The organism is Candidatus Zixiibacteriota bacterium (assembly GCA_040753875.1).
Lineage (GTDB): Bacteria > Zixibacteria > MSB-5A5 > GN15 > FEB-12 > DATKJY01.
Genome location: JBFMDV010000022.1, coordinates 45945 through 64781, shown reverse-complemented (window position 1 = coordinate 64781; position 18837 = coordinate 45945). Strand labels below are relative to the sequence as shown.

14 protein-coding genes and 1 tRNA gene are annotated in these 18837 nt (G+C 55.0%); 8 read left to right on the top strand and 7 right to left on the bottom strand.

The window, feature by feature from the left end:
- Nucleotides 1-553: 553 nt before the first annotated feature.
- Complete coding sequence (locus AB1644_07545) at nt 554-1447, bottom strand: hypothetical protein (GenBank protein MEW6050898.1); 894 nt, start codon at nt 1445-1447, stop codon at nt 554-556.
- A 601-nt stretch (nt 1448-2048) separates the two neighbouring features.
- Between AB1644_07545 and AB1644_07540 the strand changes: the two genes are divergently transcribed.
- A complete protein-coding gene (locus tag AB1644_07540; GenBank protein ID MEW6050897.1) occupies nt 2049-3218 on the top strand; it encodes a Fic family protein in 1170 nt (389 codons plus the stop codon).
- 794 nt (nt 3219-4012) lie between these two features.
- Here AB1644_07540 and AB1644_07535 read toward each other — a convergent pair.
- Entirely contained in the window at nt 4013-5425 is a 1413-nt protein-coding gene (locus AB1644_07535) for a multiheme c-type cytochrome (protein ID MEW6050896.1), read from the bottom strand.
- Nucleotides 5426-5677: 252 nt separating this feature from the next.
- On the opposite strand from AB1644_07535, the gene AB1644_07530 reads away from it, so the two are divergent.
- The gene (locus tag AB1644_07530) at nt 5678-6691 is read left to right on the top strand and encodes a SpoIIE family protein phosphatase (protein MEW6050895.1); all 1014 of its coding nucleotides are present in this window, start codon (nt 5678-5680) and stop codon (nt 6689-6691) included.
- Nucleotides 6692-6776: 85 nt separating this feature from the next.
- Here AB1644_07530 and clpX read toward each other — a convergent pair whose 3' ends face one another.
- The 5 genes from clpX to AB1644_07505 all read right to left on the bottom strand — a co-directional run bounded on the left by clpX (nt 6777) and on the right by AB1644_07505 (nt 11241).
- Nucleotides 6777-8060 carry an ATP-dependent Clp protease ATP-binding subunit ClpX gene (clpX, locus tag AB1644_07525; protein MEW6050894.1) on the bottom strand — a complete coding sequence of 428 codons (1284 nt, stop codon included), beginning with the start codon at nt 8058-8060 and terminating at the stop codon, nt 6777-6779.
- Between the two features lie 45 nt (nt 8061-8105).
- Nucleotides 8106-8735, bottom strand: coding sequence for an ATP-dependent Clp endopeptidase proteolytic subunit ClpP (gene clpP / locus AB1644_07520; GenBank protein ID MEW6050893.1), 630 nt, complete (start codon nt 8733-8735; stop codon nt 8106-8108).
- A gap of 40 nt (nt 8736-8775) precedes the next feature.
- The gene (gene tig / locus AB1644_07515; GenBank protein ID MEW6050892.1) at nt 8776-10035 is read right to left on the bottom strand and encodes a trigger factor; all 1260 of its coding nucleotides are present in this window, start codon (nt 10033-10035) and stop codon (nt 8776-8778) included.
- 110 nt (nt 10036-10145) lie between these two features.
- A tRNA-Leu gene (locus AB1644_07510) sits at nt 10146-10227 on the bottom strand.
- Between the two features lie 75 nt (nt 10228-10302).
- The gene (locus AB1644_07505) at nt 10303-11241 is read right to left on the bottom strand and encodes a tetratricopeptide repeat protein (GenBank protein MEW6050891.1); all 939 of its coding nucleotides are present in this window, start codon (nt 11239-11241) and stop codon (nt 10303-10305) included.
- A gap of 286 nt (nt 11242-11527) precedes the next feature.
- On the opposite strand from AB1644_07505, the gene AB1644_07500 reads away from it, so the two are divergent.
- The 6 genes from AB1644_07500 to AB1644_07475 all read left to right on the top strand — a co-directional run bounded on the left by AB1644_07500 (nt 11528) and on the right by AB1644_07475 (nt 18371).
- The gene (locus AB1644_07500) at nt 11528-12691 is read left to right on the top strand and encodes a HAMP domain-containing sensor histidine kinase (protein MEW6050890.1); all 1164 of its coding nucleotides are present in this window, start codon (nt 11528-11530) and stop codon (nt 12689-12691) included.
- 273 nt (nt 12692-12964) lie between these two features.
- Nucleotides 12965-13945 carry an L-threonine 3-dehydrogenase gene (locus tag AB1644_07495; GenBank protein MEW6050889.1) on the top strand — a complete coding sequence of 327 codons (981 nt, stop codon included), beginning with the start codon at nt 12965-12967 and terminating at the stop codon, nt 13943-13945.
- Between the two features lie 40 nt (nt 13946-13985).
- Nucleotides 13986-15722 (top strand): acetate--CoA ligase, encoded by a 1737-nt coding sequence (gene acsA, locus AB1644_07490; protein MEW6050888.1) that lies wholly within the window; start codon nt 13986-13988, stop codon nt 15720-15722.
- Between the two features lie 30 nt (nt 15723-15752).
- Nucleotides 15753-15998: an acyl carrier protein gene (locus AB1644_07485; protein ID MEW6050887.1), complete on the top strand. Its 246-nt coding sequence runs from the start codon at nt 15753-15755 to the stop codon at nt 15996-15998.
- 3 nt (nt 15999-16001) lie between these two features.
- Nucleotides 16002-17249 carry a glycine C-acetyltransferase gene (kbl, locus tag AB1644_07480; GenBank protein MEW6050886.1) on the top strand — a complete coding sequence of 416 codons (1248 nt, stop codon included), beginning with the start codon at nt 16002-16004 and terminating at the stop codon, nt 17247-17249.
- A gap of 918 nt (nt 17250-18167) precedes the next feature.
- Complete coding sequence (locus AB1644_07475; GenBank protein MEW6050885.1) at nt 18168-18371, top strand: hypothetical protein; 204 nt, start codon at nt 18168-18170, stop codon at nt 18369-18371.
- The last annotated feature ends 466 nt before the right edge of the window (nt 18372-18837 follow it).

The following is an 18837-nucleotide window of genomic DNA, read 5'->3' as shown; positions in this document are numbered from 1 at the left end:
CCGCACCCAGGCATCGATCACCCGTTGCTCCTCAGAAGACAGCGCGATTGGCTCGGCGATATTCATCGCCGGCCAAAATATCAAAGTTCAAATCAAATGTCAATACAATTATGAAACACTACACTAGATGCAGCACGTCGAGTGCTTCTTGCTTCCCAAACTGAGAGTGCTGTTTCAGAGCTAGTTTTTGACAGTCTGATATTGAGCGACAGTGTCTATTACTATGTGAGTGTTTCCAAAGGGTGGAGGACGCTCGACGAACTGTTGAAATTGGGTATGAGTAGTGGCATCATTGTGCTTGCCAGGAAGGATCATAGATGCGTTGCTCAATGGTGGTGGGCGGGTTAGCTCCTGAACCTGGTACCCTGCCGCTTGCGGCGGACTTCAGCGTTACATCATAGCCTTGGCGTGACGCGCTGAGCGGAGTCGAAGCGCGTACGAAGCTATCTATTGTCATTCCGGCGTACGCGGAAAACCAGAATGTGGCGCGAAACCGCTTCTGGTTCCGCGTCCGGCGAGCGAAGCAATCTCGATTTTCAGTTACTCCGTTCGACTAAGACTCGAACCGAATCGCCAGGTCCTCCGCGTACTTCTTGACCCTTTTCATGGCGACCTCTCTTAGCTTGCGGTCCGCTGCGAGCCGCGCGGGCAACTGCTCGCGAAGGTACTTGGTGCGCTCACTATTCCCTGTCATTGCGTGCAATGCGGAATCGGTCCTGAGTTTCTTGAAGTACGTGCTGGCCAGTTTTTCGAAGTCGGGGTTGAACATGGCGATCGTGCAAGCCACGTACACGAGGAATTCGTCGGGGTCTGCAATCGCGTCGTCGATGCCGTTCAATCCGGAGCAGATATGGTAGGTTGAAATCGGCTTGCCGGTCGGTCGGCCCAACGAGTCGGTTGGTGTATAGACTTCATCCGGCCAGGCATACACACTCAGATAGCGCGCGAATTCCGCCCACAGCACCGTTCGCACCGGCCTCGGCTCGAGCGCCGGGAGATCGGGGCAGGCCAGCCCCTGCGATGCCAGTTCTTTGGCGAGACTTCTCAAAAGCGGTCGAAGAAATAGATCGCAGCCGAAATATGCCTCCTGCAAGTTCCTGGTCTGCACGTCGATGGGAAGCGTGTCCTGAAACTTCAATCCGACCTGTCTCGGCTGCACGCCGACCAGGAGTGCAAAGTTCATTTTGAGCGTTTTCTTCACTGCGCGTGCAAGCGCGGGAGTAGCGTTTCCCGGTGTGCAGCGTTCGTACCCCGTGTGCTCAATCCATGAGCCAATCGTGCCGTCAGGGTGCGAGTCCACCTTCACGCAAAGGTAAGTGGCGATTTCTGCTCGGATCTCGCTCCACGGAACCAGGATCAGTTCGTCGCTGGCCTTTGTCTCACCGTGCGTCGCAACGACCACCAGCACCAGTATGGCCGTCAGCAGAATACTGTTACGGAAATTCATAGCGGTACCTCCTCACCTGTGCACCGTCTGGGCTAACCACCCCGCCGGGTCGCTTCTCCATGCCGTAAGCAGACGCCAGATGATGGCATAGTATATGGCGTCGGGCATGTGCTGGCAAGGGGCTCAAGCTGACGATTCCCTGTTGTGTCAGTTCCTGCCGTCTGCCGATAGGCGGACGGTGTGAACTGACACAACGTACTCCCTTGAATCCGACGCCCCCAGCCCCGTAGTGAACCCAACGGGTGATGACTTCCGCAACGACAGATGACGAACATGAAACCAGGTGTAGCCTAGCCACCTGCTGGGTCCCCGGTCACTCCATTTCCCCATACGGCCGACCAGTGTTCAAGACAGAGGAAACGAAAATGGAGACTTCAGAGCTAATGTCGGCTGCATGGTTGTGAAAACTGGGAACCCGCCTGGAGCGGATTTGTCGAACGCACGAGGGCCGCAAGCGTTGATTACGACATTACTACATTGACAAATAATAGGTTAGCTCAGTATCAGTATTTGCAGTAGTTTCTTGCTAATTAAAGGAAAACGCTTTATCCTTTAATACGGTTTAGGCTTATTAAAAAACCTTTAATTTGGATTTTCTACGATGGTTCAACGAAAGTCCGGAAGTTTTGAGAATATCTCAACAGCTGGGGGAGAAACTTGCCGAGCATTTATTCCGAATCCCCTGCCGCCCATCCCACCGCTCAATATCGATACGGAATTGAAAGCTCTGGAAGAAAAAGCCCTTCTGTCTCTTGGTCGCCTCGATAGCGTTTCAACCCTTCTCCCAGACACTTCTCTGTTCCTCTACATGTATATTCGGAAAGAAGCGGTCCTGTCCTCGCAAATCGAGGGGACGCAGTCCTCGTTGTCAGACCTGCTCTTGTGGGAAACAGAAGCGCTTCCTGGGGTACCTGTGGATGATGTTCAAGAGGTGTCCAACTACGTTGCAGCGATTAACCACGGCCTTAAACGATTGAGAAAAGGCTTCCCAATATCGCTTCGGCTGTTGAAGGAAATTCACGCCGTCTTACTCAGCAAAGGGAGGGGCAGCGACAAGACTCCCGGAGAATTCCGAACCAGTCAGAACTGGATAGGTGGCACGCGACCGGGAAACGCCATCTATATTCCACCATCGCCGGAGAAGGTTGTCGAAACCATGGGGGCACTGGAGAAGTTTCTGCACAATGATCCGGTCAGAACACCGATACTTCAAAAGCTGGCTCTTGCCCATGTCCAGTTTGAGAGTATCCACCCGTTTCTGGACGGAAACGGTCGCCTTGGACGACTGATGATTACGCTCCTGCTTTGTGCCGAAGAGGCGCTCTCTCAGCCGCTGCTTTATCTCAGTCTCTATTTCAAAACGAACCGTACGCAATACTATGATCTGTTGCAGGGCGTTCGCGTCAACGGTGAGTGGGAGGCTTGGCTGCATTTCTTTCTCACTGGAGTTCATGAAACTTCCGCCCAGGCAGTTACGACGGCACAGCGACTCGTCAAGATGTTCACTAGGGACCGTGATAAGATTGCCGGCCTGGGGAGGGCTTCCGGCTCGGCGCTGAGAGTCCACGATACATTGCAGCGAACCCCCATACTCTCAATTGCCAAGGCTGCGAAGATCAGCAAACTGAGTATTCCTACGGCCACTACCGCTATCGGACATTTGGAGTCACTCGGCTTAGTACGGGAGATTCGAGGCAGAAAGAGAGGGAAACTTTACGGCTATTCAGAGTACGTGAGAATTCTCAATCAAGGTACTCAACCTCTGTCATAAGATTCGGCCGGGTGCCGCACCGCTACGCGGTGGGTTTCTGAATGGTTTTTGTAGGCCAAAACCCCAACGCTGTAATCAGGTCGCAAGGGGTTTTGACAGTTGCTGTTCTCCGTCAGCTTGCCTGCTTGCAGCAACACACTACTTGCAAGGTCTGAATTCTCGATCAGGCGCCAAAGCTTCTGATCTATACTCCCTCTTCGACGCATCACCAATTTCTCAGACCATTCCTTAGTGATTGTGAATCCACTGACCTAATGCAAAGATGAATGATCTCTACACGCCAGCGATGGAAAACGTCACTTACTCGATGCGTGATGTATGGAGAGAAGCATCAATAAGCCTGTGCCACACCTGCAAGGTGTGGATTCTCGATCATGCACACAACCACCAAAACCGTACTCTCTCTCACACATATCACCAGTTTCCCCACCAACTCCTTAGTCTTTGCGACTACATCGCGCCATTAGAAGAGAGGAGAACTCTGAACACCAGTGCTCGAAACCCCAACTCGCACGGCTCGTGAAACATGCATGGTGGCGGTACCTTGCTTGCAGTTCAACAACTTAGCTTGCGACCAGGCTCTGCTGTTTTCATCGCAACCACAAGTCACATATGGAGATACGCGAATGCGCCACATCCAAAACAGCACCTGTCCATCCACGTATCACCATGCTACATCATCGGTTACTGCGACAAAACGCCCTCGAACGGAAATAAAAAATGACAAAACGAACCCAATTCTGTCTCACGCAAAGGGGCCGCACAGGCCAATGATTCGCTCGCTGTCCACCGCCTCAGTTCGCGTATCGCTTCTTGAACTCCTCCATCGCTTTCATGCGCGCTTTCTTGATCTCTTCGGGCTCGTTGCCGGTGAACCACAGATGATCCTCGCGGTTAAGCACCTTCTCAAGCACTGTCTGAACTTCCTTGGCAGCGGCAGCCTTTTCATTTCCTGTCGCCAGACCATGCTCAATAATCGCTTCGACCTGGGGCACGAACTCGGTATAGAATCGTGCCGCCACTTCAAAGAAGCCATGCCACTGCGTGTAATCCGGCGCAAACATGGCGGCCCCCATGCGGGCGCGACGTCCTTCGTGATGCCACAGGAAGTAATAGGTCCACTCGATCTCCTCGTCGAACGTATTGTCGGCCGTTATCAAACCGCTCGACCTCAGCTTGTTATAAATCTCCGTTGCCGGAGTCGCAAATTTGTCGTTATACAAACCCACCGCGCCGTCATACTGTTGATAAAAATTCTCCACGTAGGTCGAAGTGTGGCAATTCGCGCAGACCTTCTGCATATCAGACCGGCGCGCCTCCCACGACTTCACCTTCTGCCCGGCCTTAATCGCCGCGGCGTCCACTTTCTGGGAGATCGGCGGTCGAAGTGTCCAGCTGATACGGTCACCGACATCATGGGTCAGCGGAAGGTCCCTGGTAGCGGACATGTGGCAGGTGGCGCAGGTCGGCGCCGCCGAATAATCGACTCCCACTATCCATGAAGAACTATGCAGATTCATCCGGTCAATATTCGCGTAGTAGGCGATCCCATGCTTGGACTCCTCGTAGATCTCTTTCTGTGGATGGTCCGGGCCGAGATGACACTTGCCGCAGTTCTCCGGCTGTCGCGCCAGCGCGGCGTCGAACGAGTGTCGGCTATGGCAAGCGGCACAGGAACCCTTGGAACCGTCCGGATTCAAACGTCCCATGCCGGAATTCGGCCAGGTGGTCGGGTCCAGTTTTCCGTCCGCCATCACTTTCACTTCGGTTCCGTGGCATTGTTTGCAACCATTGACCGCCGCCATCGGCCCCTCGACAACTTCTCCGAGGACATTGTCAAGCGAACCGAGGATTTTGCCGGCGTCGGCATGGTGCGAGGCCTGGAACTGATCAAATTCCGTCAGGTGACATCGGGAACAGTCCTTTGGCGAAACGATGACCGCGATCGTGTATCCGTTGTGTTCGACCGCGTCGGCATCTTTGGGGTCTGCCTGGTGACATTCGAAACACCCGACATTCGCCCCGTAATGCCGGCTGTACCGCCATTCCCCAACCAATCCGGGCATGTCCGCCTGATGGCATTCCACGCACGACCGCGAGGCCTCTGTCAGATCATTGGGAACCTGTCGGTACGTCGTGTTTTGAGCGGCAACAGCACTGCCCAGCATTGCTGCAAAGAGAGCGAATTTGCTCAACAGAGTCTGCATATTTCCTCCTGGCGTTGGTGATCGGTCTTTCGCTACAGAGATGATTTTGTCCTTAGTGCCTCATGAATCAACAAGAAACAACTACAAGCCATTGATTTAAGTCAATCGAATATGCCATACCGGCAATTTGAGACTTGTGCCCCGCCGAGATAGGAACCACAATATCACATTCTACTGAGCATCTGCCGTCCGGTGAAACCAGTGTTGGCGGATACCGTTTTAGAAGTATTGGGAGAACTTGCGAGGTAGTATATGACAATCGCGGAATTAGAACACTTTCACGCCCTCTTGCTCGACAAGGAGGCAGCCGTATCCGAATGGCTGAGCGCCCAACGAGCGGTGGGGGACAGTGACACGGTCAAGGCCCAGGATCTGCTCAAGCAGATAAGGGAGGGGATCAGGCGAATCGAGGATCGATCCTTTGGGGCCTGCGCCGTTTGCCATGACGCGGTCGAACTGCACCGACTGGAGATTCAACCGATCACCCAGATCTGTCTCGGCTGCATAAGCCCTGAAGAGACCGCGGAACTCGAGCAGGACCTGTTTCTGGCCAGCAAGATTCATCGCGCACTGCTGCCCCAGTCGGTGGCCAGGATCGACGGTTTCGAGTTGGCAGTCAGATCGATGGCAGCCCGCATCGTGGGAGGCGACTACTACGACTTCCTCACGGAGAGCCCGAATGGCTACCCAATTGTCGTTATCGCTGATGTCATGGGAAAAGGGCTGCCGGCCGGACTGCTCATGTCCAATGTCCAAGGGGCGCTCCAGATCATGGCTGAGGAACAGAAATCGCCGAGCGAACTGCTGAGCCGACTCAACCGCTGGCTGTGCCGCAACGTACCGGTCACCAAGTTTGTGTCGCTGGCCTGCGTAGCGGTCGAACCAGGAAACCGGCCTGTCTCGCGTTTGGTACAGGCCAACGCCGGGCACTGCCCGCCGGTGATCATTCGCCGCGACGGCAGCACCGAGACACTTGAACCTACTGGCGGGGTGCTGGGAGTGCATGAGGGGTTTCAGTACGACGAGTGCCGGCATGAATTACGATCCGGCGACATTCTGTTACTCTACACCGATGGCGTCATCGAGGCGGAGAATGAGATGGGGGAGATGTTCGGTGAAAAGCAGTTGATGAGCTTTGTGAGTGGCCGACGGGCCAAGCCGCTCCAGTCCATTTTGGAAGACCTGTCGCGGCAGTTGCAGATCTTCCGTGCGAAACCGGAGTTGCATGATGACTACACGGTTATTCTGCTGAGGAAGCTGGCATAGTATCAGAGTGATTGATGGGTTCTAGGGAGAAAGCGGCGGCGCTTCACCAATCGTCTTTAGTCGCGAAGCGGTAAAAGTAGCGACGCTACCCGGCTTTTTTCTTTTCCGCCTGCGTGATTGTGCGGGGAGGTTTGTTGTCGAGAATCGTTTCGCGGGTGATGATAACCTCAGCCAGGTCGGGACGCGACGGCACCTCAAACATGATCTCCATCATCGCCTTCTCGAAAATGGAGCGAAGCGCCCGCGCGCCGGTCTTCTTCTCCATCGCCAGCTTCACCGCCGCGCGAAGTGCTTCGGGTTCAAACGTGAGCTTGACACCTTCGAGTTCCATTAGACGGGCATACTGTTTGGTGAGCGCATTCTTCGGCTCGGTGAGTATGCTCATCATTGCCGTTTCGTCGAGCGGTCGAAGGCCCGCCACTACAGGCAGCCGCCCCACCATCTCGGGAATAAGACCGTACTCGATCAAATCTGCCGGGATGACATGGTCAAGGATCTCATCTGATGAGGCGCCAAGGTATTTTTTCTTAGCTTCGAACCCGACTATCCTGCTGCCTAATCGGCGGGCGACGATCTTTTCCAGGCCATCAAACGCTCCGCCGCAGATGAACAGGATATTGGTCGTGTCAATCTGCACGAACGCCTGCTCCGGATGTTTACGCCCCCCTTTGGGTGGAATGTTGGACGTTGTGCCTTCGAGGATTTTCAATAGCCCTTGCTGGACGCCCTCGCCGGAGACATCTCGTGTAATTGAGGGGTTGCCGTCTTTGCGTGAAATCTTGTCGATTTCATCGATATACACAATGCCGCGCTCGGTTTTGGCCGCATTGTAGTTGGAGGCCTGGAACAAACGGACCAGGATGTTCTCGACATCCTCACCCACATAGCCTGCCTCCGTCAACACTGTAGCGTCAGCGATCGTAAACGGCACTTTGAGGAATTTGGCCAGCGAGCGGGCAATCAGCGTCTTGCCGGTGCCGGTGGGACCCAAAAGGAGAATGTTGGATTTCTCCAGATCGACATCGAGCTCACTTTGCGAAAGTTGCCCTGTGCTCCGATGCCCTGCCTGGTAGTTTATGCGCTTATAGTGGTTGTAGACCGCTACTGAAACGGCCTTCTTGGCATCTTCCTGGCCGATCACGTACTGGTCGAGGAAGCTCTTTATCTCGGCGGGGCGGGGAAGATCTCGGAGTTCATCGGCGGGTTCGACATCGGGCGCAGTCTGCAGAAGGTCGGCGCAGAGCGTGACACACTCGTTGCAGATATAGGACTCATGCCCTGAGAACAGCCGTTTGACCTGTCCGTAGGGTTTCCCGCAGAACGAGCAGCGGTGGGGCAACGATGGTGGATTGTTGCTGGCGTGGGGCATGGTTTCCTATTCCTTCGCTTTGGTGAGCACGCGCATGTGCGTCCGCTACTTCCGCTCCTGCTTGCCGAACTCGTAGATCTTGTCGATCAGGCCGTATTCCTTGGCCTCGTCGGGCGACATGAAAAAGTTTCGGTCCGTGTCCTTTTCGATCCTATCCAGTTTCTGCCCAGTGTGCTTCACCAACAGCTCGTTGAGACGCTTCTTGGTCTTGGTGAATTCTTCCGTCATGATCACGATATCGGACACCTGCCCCTGCGTGCCGGCTGAGGGTTGGTGTATCATGATTCGGCTGTTGGGGAGCGCTGCCCGCTTGCCGGGGGTTCCGGCCGCCAGGAGAAATGAGCCCATAGACGCAGCCAGCCCCATGCAAGTAGTCACCACGTCCGGCTTGATGAACTGCATGGTGTCGTAGATGGCCATGCCGGCCGTCACCGAACCGCCCGGCGAATTGATATACACGAACACATCCTTCTCCGGGTCCTCGGCGTCCAGAAACAACAACTGGGCGATCACGAGGTTGGCGATCTGGTCATCGATCGGGGTCCCGATAAAGATGATCCGGTCCTTGAGCAGTCGAGAGAAAATATCATACGCACGCTCGCCGCGGCCGGTCTGCTCGACCACCATCGGGACCAGATAGTTAGCAACGATCTTGTCGGTCATGTCATTCTTCATACGATCATTATTCCTGAACTAACGGTTCATACATCCTTGTCTATGCGCCAATCGTCACCGTCTGCGCCCTGGTGCGGAGGAACTCCACAACCTTCTCCTCGAGCATCGATTCGCGCAGGCTGTTGGCCCGACCGGAACGGGAGAGGGCCTCGCGCGCCTGCACCATGGTCAGGTTATTGTGCGCGGCAAACCCTTGTATCCAATTTTCGGTATCTGTCGTCGAAATCTCCAGTTTTTCCTGCGTGGCCAGCGTATGCCAGAGGATATCCCAGCGCATGGTATCCACGCCGGTCTGGCGGTAACCCTTGCGGATCTCCGCCTCATCGGCATCCTTGTAGTTTTTCTTGAAATCCTCCACCACCGCGTCAAGGTAGTCCTCCACCATGCCGTCGGGAATCGGGATAGGGTTTATCTCGCATATCTGGTGGACAATCTCGCGGCGCTGCATGCGGCTCTGCGCCTCAGTTTTTTGCCTGCCGATATCTTCGCGGATCTTGAGCTTCAATTCCAGGAGTGTCTCCGCCTGGCCGGTCTGCTTCGCAAAGGCATCCGAAAGCTCCGGGAGTATCCGCTCTTTCACCTGCTTGATAGTGGCCTCATACCAGATCTCCGCGCCGGCAAACTGGGTATCAGAATAGTCCTGGGGGTACTTGACCTCAACCGGTTTCACCTCGCCCGCTTTCACGCCGATCAACTGATCGCGGAATTCCTTGACGGTCATCGGGTTCCCAAGGTCCACCTCGGAGCCCAGGAACTCAGTGCTCTTTATCACCAGCTTCGGGTCTTTCACTTTCTTGAGGTCAACCACCACCAGGTCCCCTTCGCGGGATTCGCGATCCACCGGCCGAAGTTCCGAAAGCTTCTTGCGAATATGCTCGACCACGTCGTTGACCTCCTCGTCATTCACGTCAACAGGCGTGGATGTCACTTTGAGACCATCGTATTTAACGGTGGTAACTTCCGGGAATATCTCGACCTTGGCCACATAGACAAAGCCGCCGTCATCGGTGAACTTGAAATCGGTCAGCGTCGGGCGGGAAGCGATATTGAGAGCTTGCCCCTTCACTGCTTCGGGGAGAGTGGACTTGATCAGATCATCGACCACGTCCGCTTTCACCTGTTCGGCAAACATGGAGCGGATCATGGTGAGCGGGGCTTTCCCCTTGCGGAACCCTTTGAGGGTGGTCTTCTCTTTGACTTCCTGAAACTTCTTTTCAGTTTCGGTCTGGACGGTGGCGGCCGGAATCTCGACTGAGAGTTCCCGCACCAACCCCTCTCCCTGTTTTAGTTCAACTTTCACGCTCTATAGCTCCTCGCAAGCGGCGACTTGGTACCACGATGGAACAGCCGGGGGCGGCTGTCGTTCCCGGTCGCCGGACCCGGTCAACCACCGATTGATCTCATAATCTATGCGAAAGGGGGGACTCGAACCCCCACCCCTTTCAGGACTGGATCCTAAGTCCAGCGCGTCTACCAATTCCGCCACTCTCGCGTCTTTAGCGGCAATAAGTTAGGGTTTTTGACAGGGGGAAGCAACGGGGAAGTGGGAAGGTCTACTCGTGAATGGTTATTGTCCAACCCTCCCCATCTCTTTCAACCTTTCCAGCCGCTCAGGCTCATCACGTGATAGCCAAAGGTCTTCTTTCAGTAGAGTGTAAGCCTTGGCGAAATAGGGGGTAGCCTCATCGGGGCGATTCAGGGCCAGCAGACATTCGGCCAGTTCCTCGTACACGTAGCCGTCCTGTTTCTCGCCCGATTCACTCCATTCCTTCTCCAGCACCTGCTGTATGACGAGGGCCGTGTCGAGTCTTCCAAGCACACGATAGGTCTTCGCTACGCACCACTTGGCAAAGCGGATCTGCACTGGCTGATTCTGCTCCTGGCGAAACGCTAACGCCTTCTGGAACATGTCGAGCGCGCTGTCATATTTCTCCTGATCGAAATAGTCCCAGCCAATGTTGTTGAAAAGGCTCCCCTGCCATTTCCGGGCCTTTGGGTCCGGCGATTTCTGTGCCAGGGCCAGAGCTTTTTTATTCCAGTTCATGTGCTGGTCCGCAGGCGTTGCAATAGCCAGCATGTGGGCAGCATCGACCGCGAAACCATCGAGTCCCGCCTTCTGTGCCCGTTCCCACGCTTCGGTGAACAGCGGAATCGCCCGCTCCTGTTGCTGTGACGAATTGAATGCCCGTCCCCGTTCCAGCAGATATCGGACCCTTGGCTGACTTCCAGCCTTCGGAAGCAGCGCCTCCACGCTATCGAGAATGGCGTGAGCCCTTCCGAAATGTTGCTGAAGTCCCGCCGTTCGGGCGATCTGCGTCATGAGCTCCGCCAGGTATGCGATATTACCTGATTCCCGCGCCAGCGGCAACAGTACACGAAACTTGACCTCCGTCTCGGCTGGTTGGTCGTAATTCCACAGGGAATCAAACGTCGGCAAGGGGCTGCTGTCGGCTGTGGCAAGAGCAACGAATATCACTGCTGTCACGCTCACTAACGCCTGTCTCATACTGTTTCTCTCCTGATCTCCGAGGACGACATCCATTGGCAGAAGAACGCTATCATCGATAAATATAGTCAATGTTACTACGTCTTGAGATGGACGTCAAGGTAACCTCGATCGGTCCGTGTCGGCCCGGGACGTAATTCTGCGACCTCATGAAGTAACCAAGCGGTCCTGCCGATACAGGGGATGATTGGTCCTGCCAAAAGGGTGGTGGAGACGAGGAATGCCGGGGCCGGCGCGGTCTGCAGCGCCGCCCATAAAATGACAACCGGAGAACAGTTGGGCGTCTATGAATATTCCAGTCGCAAATGAGCCAACAACTTACCTATCGAGCAATGCTGACCACACCAACACGACAGCACAGCCGATTGTCGAATCACTTGGTCAGGCCATATTCCTGGTGAACAGTGCAGGGGAGCTATCGTATCTCAATCAGTCCGCCAACAACCTGCTACGTTCGATAGGCGTCAATCTGCCTTCTGCCCACGGAGCTGTCGGTTTGAAATGGCGCGAACTGTTTGCCGGGCAGTGCTTTCCCGGATGGCAGAATATTCTGACATCGGTAACCGCCACTGTCGAGCCAAACGTCTCCACGTTGATTCGATATGAAACGCCGAATACTGTCCGCCACTTCGCCGCCACGGTTGATTCGTGCCGATGCAACGGGAGCTCATCGGGTGACCGCGTGGTTTCCCTTCGCGAAGTCACCAAAGAACTGACAAACCTGCAGCGCCAGGCGAACCTCCACACTGCCGCTGAGCGGGGCTCGTTGCTTTCCTGGATCACCCACGACATGAACAATTTCCTCGGCATGATTCTTGGTGGCGTGGAGATAGCACAGATCAATCTCGGAAAAGGGAATCTCGAAAAAGTGACTGCCACGCTGGAAAAACTCAAAGGGAACGTGGGGAAAGCGGAGCAGTTTACCTCGGCTCTTGCTGAATCCACTCGGATGGAAACGCGCAAAGCGCTTCTCAATCTCAACGATGTTGTCTCAGATACTGCTGCGTTCGCCCGTACCCAGAAGAAATTTGGTCGTGTCGAGGTACGCCTTGCGCTCTGTCACAACCTGCCGCCCTTTGCACTCGATCCCAATCAGATTGCGCTCTTGCTCCTGAGTCTGTTGGACAATGGCGCCGATGCCATAATCGAATCTGGTCGGGCAGATGGCACCGTTACCGTAACAACAGTTGCGACTGATACCGGGGTCATTCTGACAGTTACCGACAACGGCGTGGGGCTCCCGGCCAATATCAAAGACCGGTTGTTCCGCGCCCATCTGACCACCAAACCGAACGCCCGTGGCTATGGGCTGGTGAATTGTGCGCGGATCATCATGAACCACGACGCGTCATTCACGGTTTCATCCGAGCCCAGTCAGGGTGCGACATTCACGTTCACGTTTCCGTTTCATCCGGTGGACCGGACGCAGGGGAGCGATGGGAAAAGCTGAATTACCACATGTCAATCAATTAAGCGCCACCTGACATCGCTGGTCGGCCTGCGGTTGACGGCTACCAATCATCTCCATTCATGTCCTGATTCCCGAGAATATCTTCTTCTGTGACACGACGTACCGTGCCGTCTGCCCCTTTTGTCGTTGATTTTCCCGCGCCGTTGCGTATGTTTCGCCACAATGAAGGGGCGGCGGTAGGGTCTGGCTTGACCGGCCCGCACTCCCCCGCCAATGACAACTGGTGATGGCTGCTTACCGAAGGTTTCCGCTATGAAGAAGATTCTGGTCACTGGCGCAATCGGGCAAATTGGCTCGGAACTGATCCTTGAACTCCGGCGCCGATACGGTCACGATAACGTGATCGCTTCGGATATCCGTCTGCCCACCGAGCCGGGTCTTCTCGGCGATGGCCCTTTTGAATTTGTCGATGTCGTGGTACCGCAGCATATCGGGCGGGTGGTCAAGCAGTACCATATCGGGACTATCTACCATCTGGCGGCCATACTGTCGGCCAACGGAGAGTCGAAACCGCATTTGGCATGGGATGTCAACATTCATGGACTGTACAACGTCCTCGAAGTCGCCCGCGAATATGGCTGTGCACTGTTCACGCCCAGCTCCATCGCCGCATTCGGCAAGTCAACTCCGCCTGACGGCACCCCGCAGGATACACTTCAGCGACCGGATACTATGTATGGTGTCACCAAGGTGGCAGGCGAACTGCTCTGTGACTACTACTTCAAGCGGTTCGGCCTTGACACACGTGGTCTTCGATTTCCCGGGTTGATCTCGTATGTGACGGAACCTGGGGGTGGCACCACCGACTACGCCGTCGCTATCTACTACGAAGCCATCCTTCACAAGCGGTTCACGTGCAACCTTCGAGCGGACACGTCGCTCGACATGATGTACATGCCGGATGCGCTCCGCGCCATGATCGAACTGATGGAGGCCGATAGCTCACGCCTGATCCACCGCAATGCCTTCAACGTGACCGCCATGCATTTCACGCCTTCACAGATCGCCGCAGAGATACGCAGACATATTCCAGAGTTCACTATCGAATACGAGATCGACCAGGTACGACAAGCGATCGCCGATTCCTGGCCGAACTCCATCGATGATTCCTGTGCCCGCAACGAATGGGGCTGGAAACATGAATACGAATTACCTGCCATGACCGACGATATGCTGCGCGTCCTGCGCAAGCGCCTACTGGGGGACAAAGCCGGCCAGCCCGCTGCCCGCTAACCTCAGTTTCACCATGACCGGGCAATCAACAGGTCACCACATGACCGTCACAGATACACAAGGGAACATTTCGATGTCCAATATTGGCTCCTACGAGGACCGCCTCAGGAATTTCGACTGGTCCATCGCAGAAAAGGAACTGGAATACAGGCCAGGCGATGTGCTCAACATCGGCTGGTACTGCTCCGACCGCATCTGCCGGATGGGAAAAGCGAACAAGCTCGCGCTGTTGTGGGAAGGAACCGGCGCTCCGGACCGCAAGTATACCTTCAACGATATTCGGTTGGCCAGTAACACAATCGGTCATTTCCTCCGCGAACTTGGCATCAAGCCGGAAGAGCGCGTTTGTCTGTTCATGGATAAGATTCCGGAACTGTATCTGGGATTTTTGGGCGTCCTCAAGATCGGCGCCATCGCACAGCCGTTGTTTTCGGCGTTCGGCGATGAATCGTTGTTCATCCGCCTGAACGATGCCCAGACCAGTGCCATAATCACGCAGAAGAAACATGCCCCCAAAGTCCGCAAGATTTTGGACCGTTTGCCCAATCTCAAACATCTGATCATTGTGGATCACGATGGCAAGAAAGCGCTCGGGGAACGGGAGATCCCGTTCTCGCTTGACGACGCTCCCAAAATCGAGCAACTGGAGATTCATCCGACAAAAGCTGAATCCCCCTCGGTGCTTCATTATACATCCGGCACCACTGGCCAACCCAAAGGCGTGAAGCATGTGCACTATGCATTGATCGCCCAGTATCTTACCGCCAAGTGGGTGCTGGACCTCCGCGATGACGACATCTACTGGTGCACCGCCGATCCGGGCTGGGTGACCGGTACTTCTTACGGAATCATCGCGCCGTTTGCGCTTGGCGTCACCCAATGCGTACTGGATGTAGGGTTCGCGGCCGAAAACTGGTACCGTTTCATCGAGAAAAACAAGATTACGGTCTGGTATTCCGCGCCAACCGCCATCCGCTCGCTCATGAAAGCGGGGGAAGAGGTAGTGAGAAGATTCAATCTTTCCTCGCTTCGCCATCTGGCCTCGGTCGGCGAACCGCTCAACGCTGAGGCGGTTATCTGGTCCGAGCGCGTGTACGGCCTGCCGTTCCTCGATACCTATTGGCAGACCGAAACCGGCTCCATTATGCTCACCAATTTCCCCGGCATGAAGATCAAGCCGGGCTCGATGGGGCGTCCGTTTCCGGGAATTACGGCGGTTGTGGTCGATCCCAAAACGTACGAGCCGATCACGGAGCCGGGCAAAGTCGGTCTGATCGCCTTCCGACCCGGCTGGCCCTCTATGATGCGCGCATACTGGAATAACGAAACAACCTATCAGGGGAAGTTCAAGAATGGCTGGTACCTGCCGGGAGACAGGTCGAGTATCGACCGCGATGGGTACTTTTGGTTCACCGGGCGCGACGATGACATAATCAACACCGCCGGGCATCTGGTCAGTCCGTTCGAGGTGGAATCGGCGCTTCTGGAGCACCAGGCGGTCGCCGAATCGGCCGTGGTAGCGAAGCCTGACGAGGTTAACATGGAAGTGGTGAAAGCGTTCGTGATGCTCAAGCCCAACTTCATCGCCAGTCCGGATTTGGAACTTGAGATCATGAATTTCATCCGCAAGAAACTCTCGCCGCTGGCCATGCCGCAGGAGATAGAATATGTCGAGCGGCTTCCCAAGACTCGCAGCGGCAAGATTATGCGCCGTATGCTGAGGGCACAAGAGTGGGGCCAGCAAGTCGGCGACACCTCCACCCTTGAAGATGATTGAGCTGTAACCTGACATAGATTGGAGTTTTCGATGGAAGATATGAAAGAAGTTGTCCGGAAATACGTCATTAACGAATATGTCGAAGACGATACGGAGGTCACGTTCGACACGCCGCTTATATCGGGCGGGATTGTCGATTCGTTTTCGATGGTATCGCTCAAGCGGTTTCTGGAGAACAAGTACAAGATTTCGATCCCGGACGACAAAGCGACACCGGAGGCATTCGATTCGGTCAACAAGATTGTCCTCCTGGTCAAGCAGTTCGTGAAGGAGTGAGCCATGGCTTTTTCCAACGCGGTCCGGGTAATTTATCAGGGCCAGCTTAAATCGATTCAGGAAGCCGGCCTGTTCAAGCAGGAGCGGTTCATTCATTCGGTGCAGGCGCCGGATATCGAGGTGGAATTTCCGACCGGTTCTTCTCCCAAGAAGGTCATCAACATGTGCGCCAACAATTATCTGGGGCTTTCGAGTCACCCGGAAGTGATCAAGGCGGCGCACGAAGGGCTGGAGAGTCGTGGCTACGGCATGTCGTCAGTGCGATTTATCTGCGGCACGCAAGATATCCACAAGCAGCTCGAGGCGAAGATCACGGAGTTCCTTGGCACCGAGGACACCATTTTGTTCCCTTCGTGCATGGATGCCAATGCCGGCGTGTTCGAGGCGGTGCTGACCAAAGAGGACGTGATGATCTCGGATCGGCTGGTGCATGCCTCGCTTATCGACGGTATCCGTCTTTGCAGCGCCATGCAGGATACCTACAAGCATGTCAACATGGAGCATCTGGAAGAAAAGCTGCAACTTCATGCCGACAAGCGGCTGAAGATGGTGATTACTGACGGCGTTTTCTCGATGGACGGTGACACCGCGCCGCTCGACACGATGGTCGAACTGTGTGAGAAATACGACGCCATGCTTTTGATCGATGACTCGCACGCCAGCGGGTTCATCGGCAAAACCGGACGTGGCACGCACGAGAAATACGGCGTGCTGGGCAAGATCGACATCATCACCACCACGTTCGGCAAGGCGCTCGGCGGAGCATCGGGCGGATGCGTGAGCGGGAGACGCGAGCTTGTCGAAATGTGCCGTCAGCGGGCGAGACCATATCTGTTCTCGAATACCATCGCTCCTGTTGTTGTGTCCGGCGTGTTGCGCGTGCTCGATATTCTATCGGCCAGCACCGAGCGGCGCGACAAGCTCGAAGCCAGCACCGCCTACTGGCGCAAAGGACTGACCGAGGCCGGGTTTGTCCTCAAGGAAGGGGACACGCCGATTGTGCCGGTGATGCTGTTCAACGCCAAGCTGTCGCAGGATGTCTCGCGCGATCTGTTCGCCGAGGGAATCTACGCGATCGGGTTCTTCTTCCCGGTGGTGCCGCAGGGGGCGGCGCGGATACGAACGCAGATATCGGCCGGCCACGAAAAGCACCATCTGGACAAGGCGCTGGAAGCGTTTGTCAAGGTGGGGAAGAAGTACAACATGCTGGGCAAGTCCAAGGCTGAGATTACGGAGATGTACGGGGCGTAAGAGCAAATCGTCGTGGTGAGCGTAGTCGAACCACGCGACAACTGTGATCGGCAGACCTCCCGGTCTGCCGTTCTTCATTTGGGTCGCGCATTGCCAAATGGGTTCGTTTTTGACCGCTTGGATCGCTAATCGCTTGTGCCGCAATGACCGATTGGGTTCGTTTTGTCATTTTGTGTCTTTTTGTTCTTCTCCGAGGGAGATTTTGTGTCGGCTCGATGTCGGTAAGTGGTGCAGATAAGCGAATAGTAGAGGCTCGGCAGGGAATTTGGCGGACAGCGGGAATGAGTGCTCGGACAAACGGTTTATGGGATTCGGTATTCGGGGTGTTAAGGTGAAATCTCACACCAGAATTGGTGTGTTACTGGTTCGTGTGCCTCCTGTGGAGTCTTCAGTCGGAGCACCGAGGGAGTGCTACGGACTGTATCCTCGAGGTTGTCGGCCGCCACCTGGACTGTCGCCAATACGGCAAGCAACAGGAAACAGAATTGATGCGGTAGAGCTTTCATTATGAACTCATGGTTCGTTCGTTATGAAAAGGGGCTGACCAGTGGTCGCGTCAACCACAGTCCTTTCACGGCTTAGTTGATCTTCTGAAGCAATTTCGTGTATGTTCAAAGGAGGAATCCCGCGGCCGGTAATTGACCAAACCAGCTTGGGATTCAGACCATGGCCGCGCTCGCGAACACATACACCAATTATCTCTTTTGCCTTAAGGGGGCTTGAGCCGATAGCCATATCGAGAGCCTTGAGAAAGGGGATAGGTGGAGGTTCGGAGGCAAACTCAAGGAACACCTCCCCAGTTTGTCTCAGTGTCTCAGTGGCGACATCAGCCTGAGGCTCGGGAGACAAGACAAGATCGTGACCCTCATAGGTAGTGTAGACTCTGATCAACTGACCTGTTTTTGGATCGAGCAAGACATGAAATCTCTTGGGACTGCACGCACGTACCCAATCCTTGTTCCAGGAGGGGAGGTCGAGGACTACGCTGTCGAAGGTGACTTTCCAAATTTCACGACCAATGACCTGCTGGCTCAGGAATGGGGTATTGTCGTCGGGCATGAGTTCAAGCCGTGCGACGGCTTGTTGTCTCCCGCTGTTGTCGAGCGAATCGACCAGGCGTGAAGTAAACCCCGTATATCGCACAGCCAATTCGTGTGCCTCTTGAGGGGTTTTAAGGCGAAGCACCGAGGGGGTGCTATGGGCGGTATCCTCGAGAGTGTCGGCCGCCACTTGGACTGTCGCCAATACGGCAAGCAACAGGAAACAGAATTGATGCGGTAGAGCTTTCATTATGAACTCATGGTCTGTTTGTTATGAACAGGGGCTGGCCAGTAGTCGCATCAACTACGGTTCTTTCACGGCTGAGTCGATCTTCAGAATCGACCTCGTGAAAACTCAGAGGCGGAATACCGCGACCGATAATTGACCAAACCAGCCGAGAATCCTTACCGTGTCGCCTCTCGAAGATGCACAGGCCAATTATCTCCTTTGCTTTGAGGGGGCTTGAGCCGATAGCCATATCGAGAGCCTTGAGAAAGGGGATAGGTGGAGGTTCGGAGGCAAACTCAAGGAACACCTCCCCAGTTTG

Excerpts from the sequence above, each read along its gene's own strand:
- AB1644_07495 (MEW6050889.1), top strand. The coding sequence starts at position 12,965 with ATGAAGAAGATTCTGGTCACTGGCGCAATCGGGCAAATTGGCTCGGAA.
- acsA (MEW6050888.1), top strand. The coding sequence starts at position 13,986 with ATGACCGTCACAGATACACAAGGGAACATTTCGATGTCCAATATTGGC.
- AB1644_07485 (MEW6050887.1), top strand. The coding sequence starts at position 15,753 with ATGGAAGATATGAAAGAAGTTGTCCGGAAATACGTCATTAACGAATAT.
- AB1644_07545 (MEW6050898.1), bottom strand. The coding sequence starts at position 1,447 with ATGAATTTCCGTAACAGTATTCTGCTGACGGCCATACTGGTGCTGGTG.
- clpX (MEW6050894.1), bottom strand. The coding sequence starts at position 8,060 with ATGCCCCACGCCAGCAACAATCCACCATCGTTGCCCCACCGCTGCTCG.
- AB1644_07475 (MEW6050885.1), top strand. The coding sequence starts at position 18,168 with ATGAAATCTCTTGGGACTGCACGCACGTACCCAATCCTTGTTCCAGGA.
- AB1644_07540 (MEW6050897.1), top strand. The coding sequence starts at position 2,049 with ATGGTTCAACGAAAGTCCGGAAGTTTTGAGAATATCTCAACAGCTGGG.
- kbl (MEW6050886.1), top strand. The coding sequence starts at position 16,002 with ATGGCTTTTTCCAACGCGGTCCGGGTAATTTATCAGGGCCAGCTTAAA.
- AB1644_07505 (MEW6050891.1), bottom strand. The coding sequence starts at position 11,241 with ATGAGACAGGCGTTAGTGAGCGTGACAGCAGTGATATTCGTTGCTCTT.
- AB1644_07535 (MEW6050896.1), bottom strand. The coding sequence starts at position 5,425 with ATGCAGACTCTGTTGAGCAAATTCGCTCTCTTTGCAGCAATGCTGGGC.
- AB1644_07530 (MEW6050895.1), top strand. The coding sequence starts at position 5,678 with ATGACAATCGCGGAATTAGAACACTTTCACGCCCTCTTGCTCGACAAG.
- clpP (MEW6050893.1), bottom strand. The coding sequence starts at position 8,735 with ATGAAGAATGACATGACCGACAAGATCGTTGCTAACTATCTGGTCCCG.
- AB1644_07500 (MEW6050890.1), top strand. The coding sequence starts at position 11,528 with ATGAATATTCCAGTCGCAAATGAGCCAACAACTTACCTATCGAGCAAT.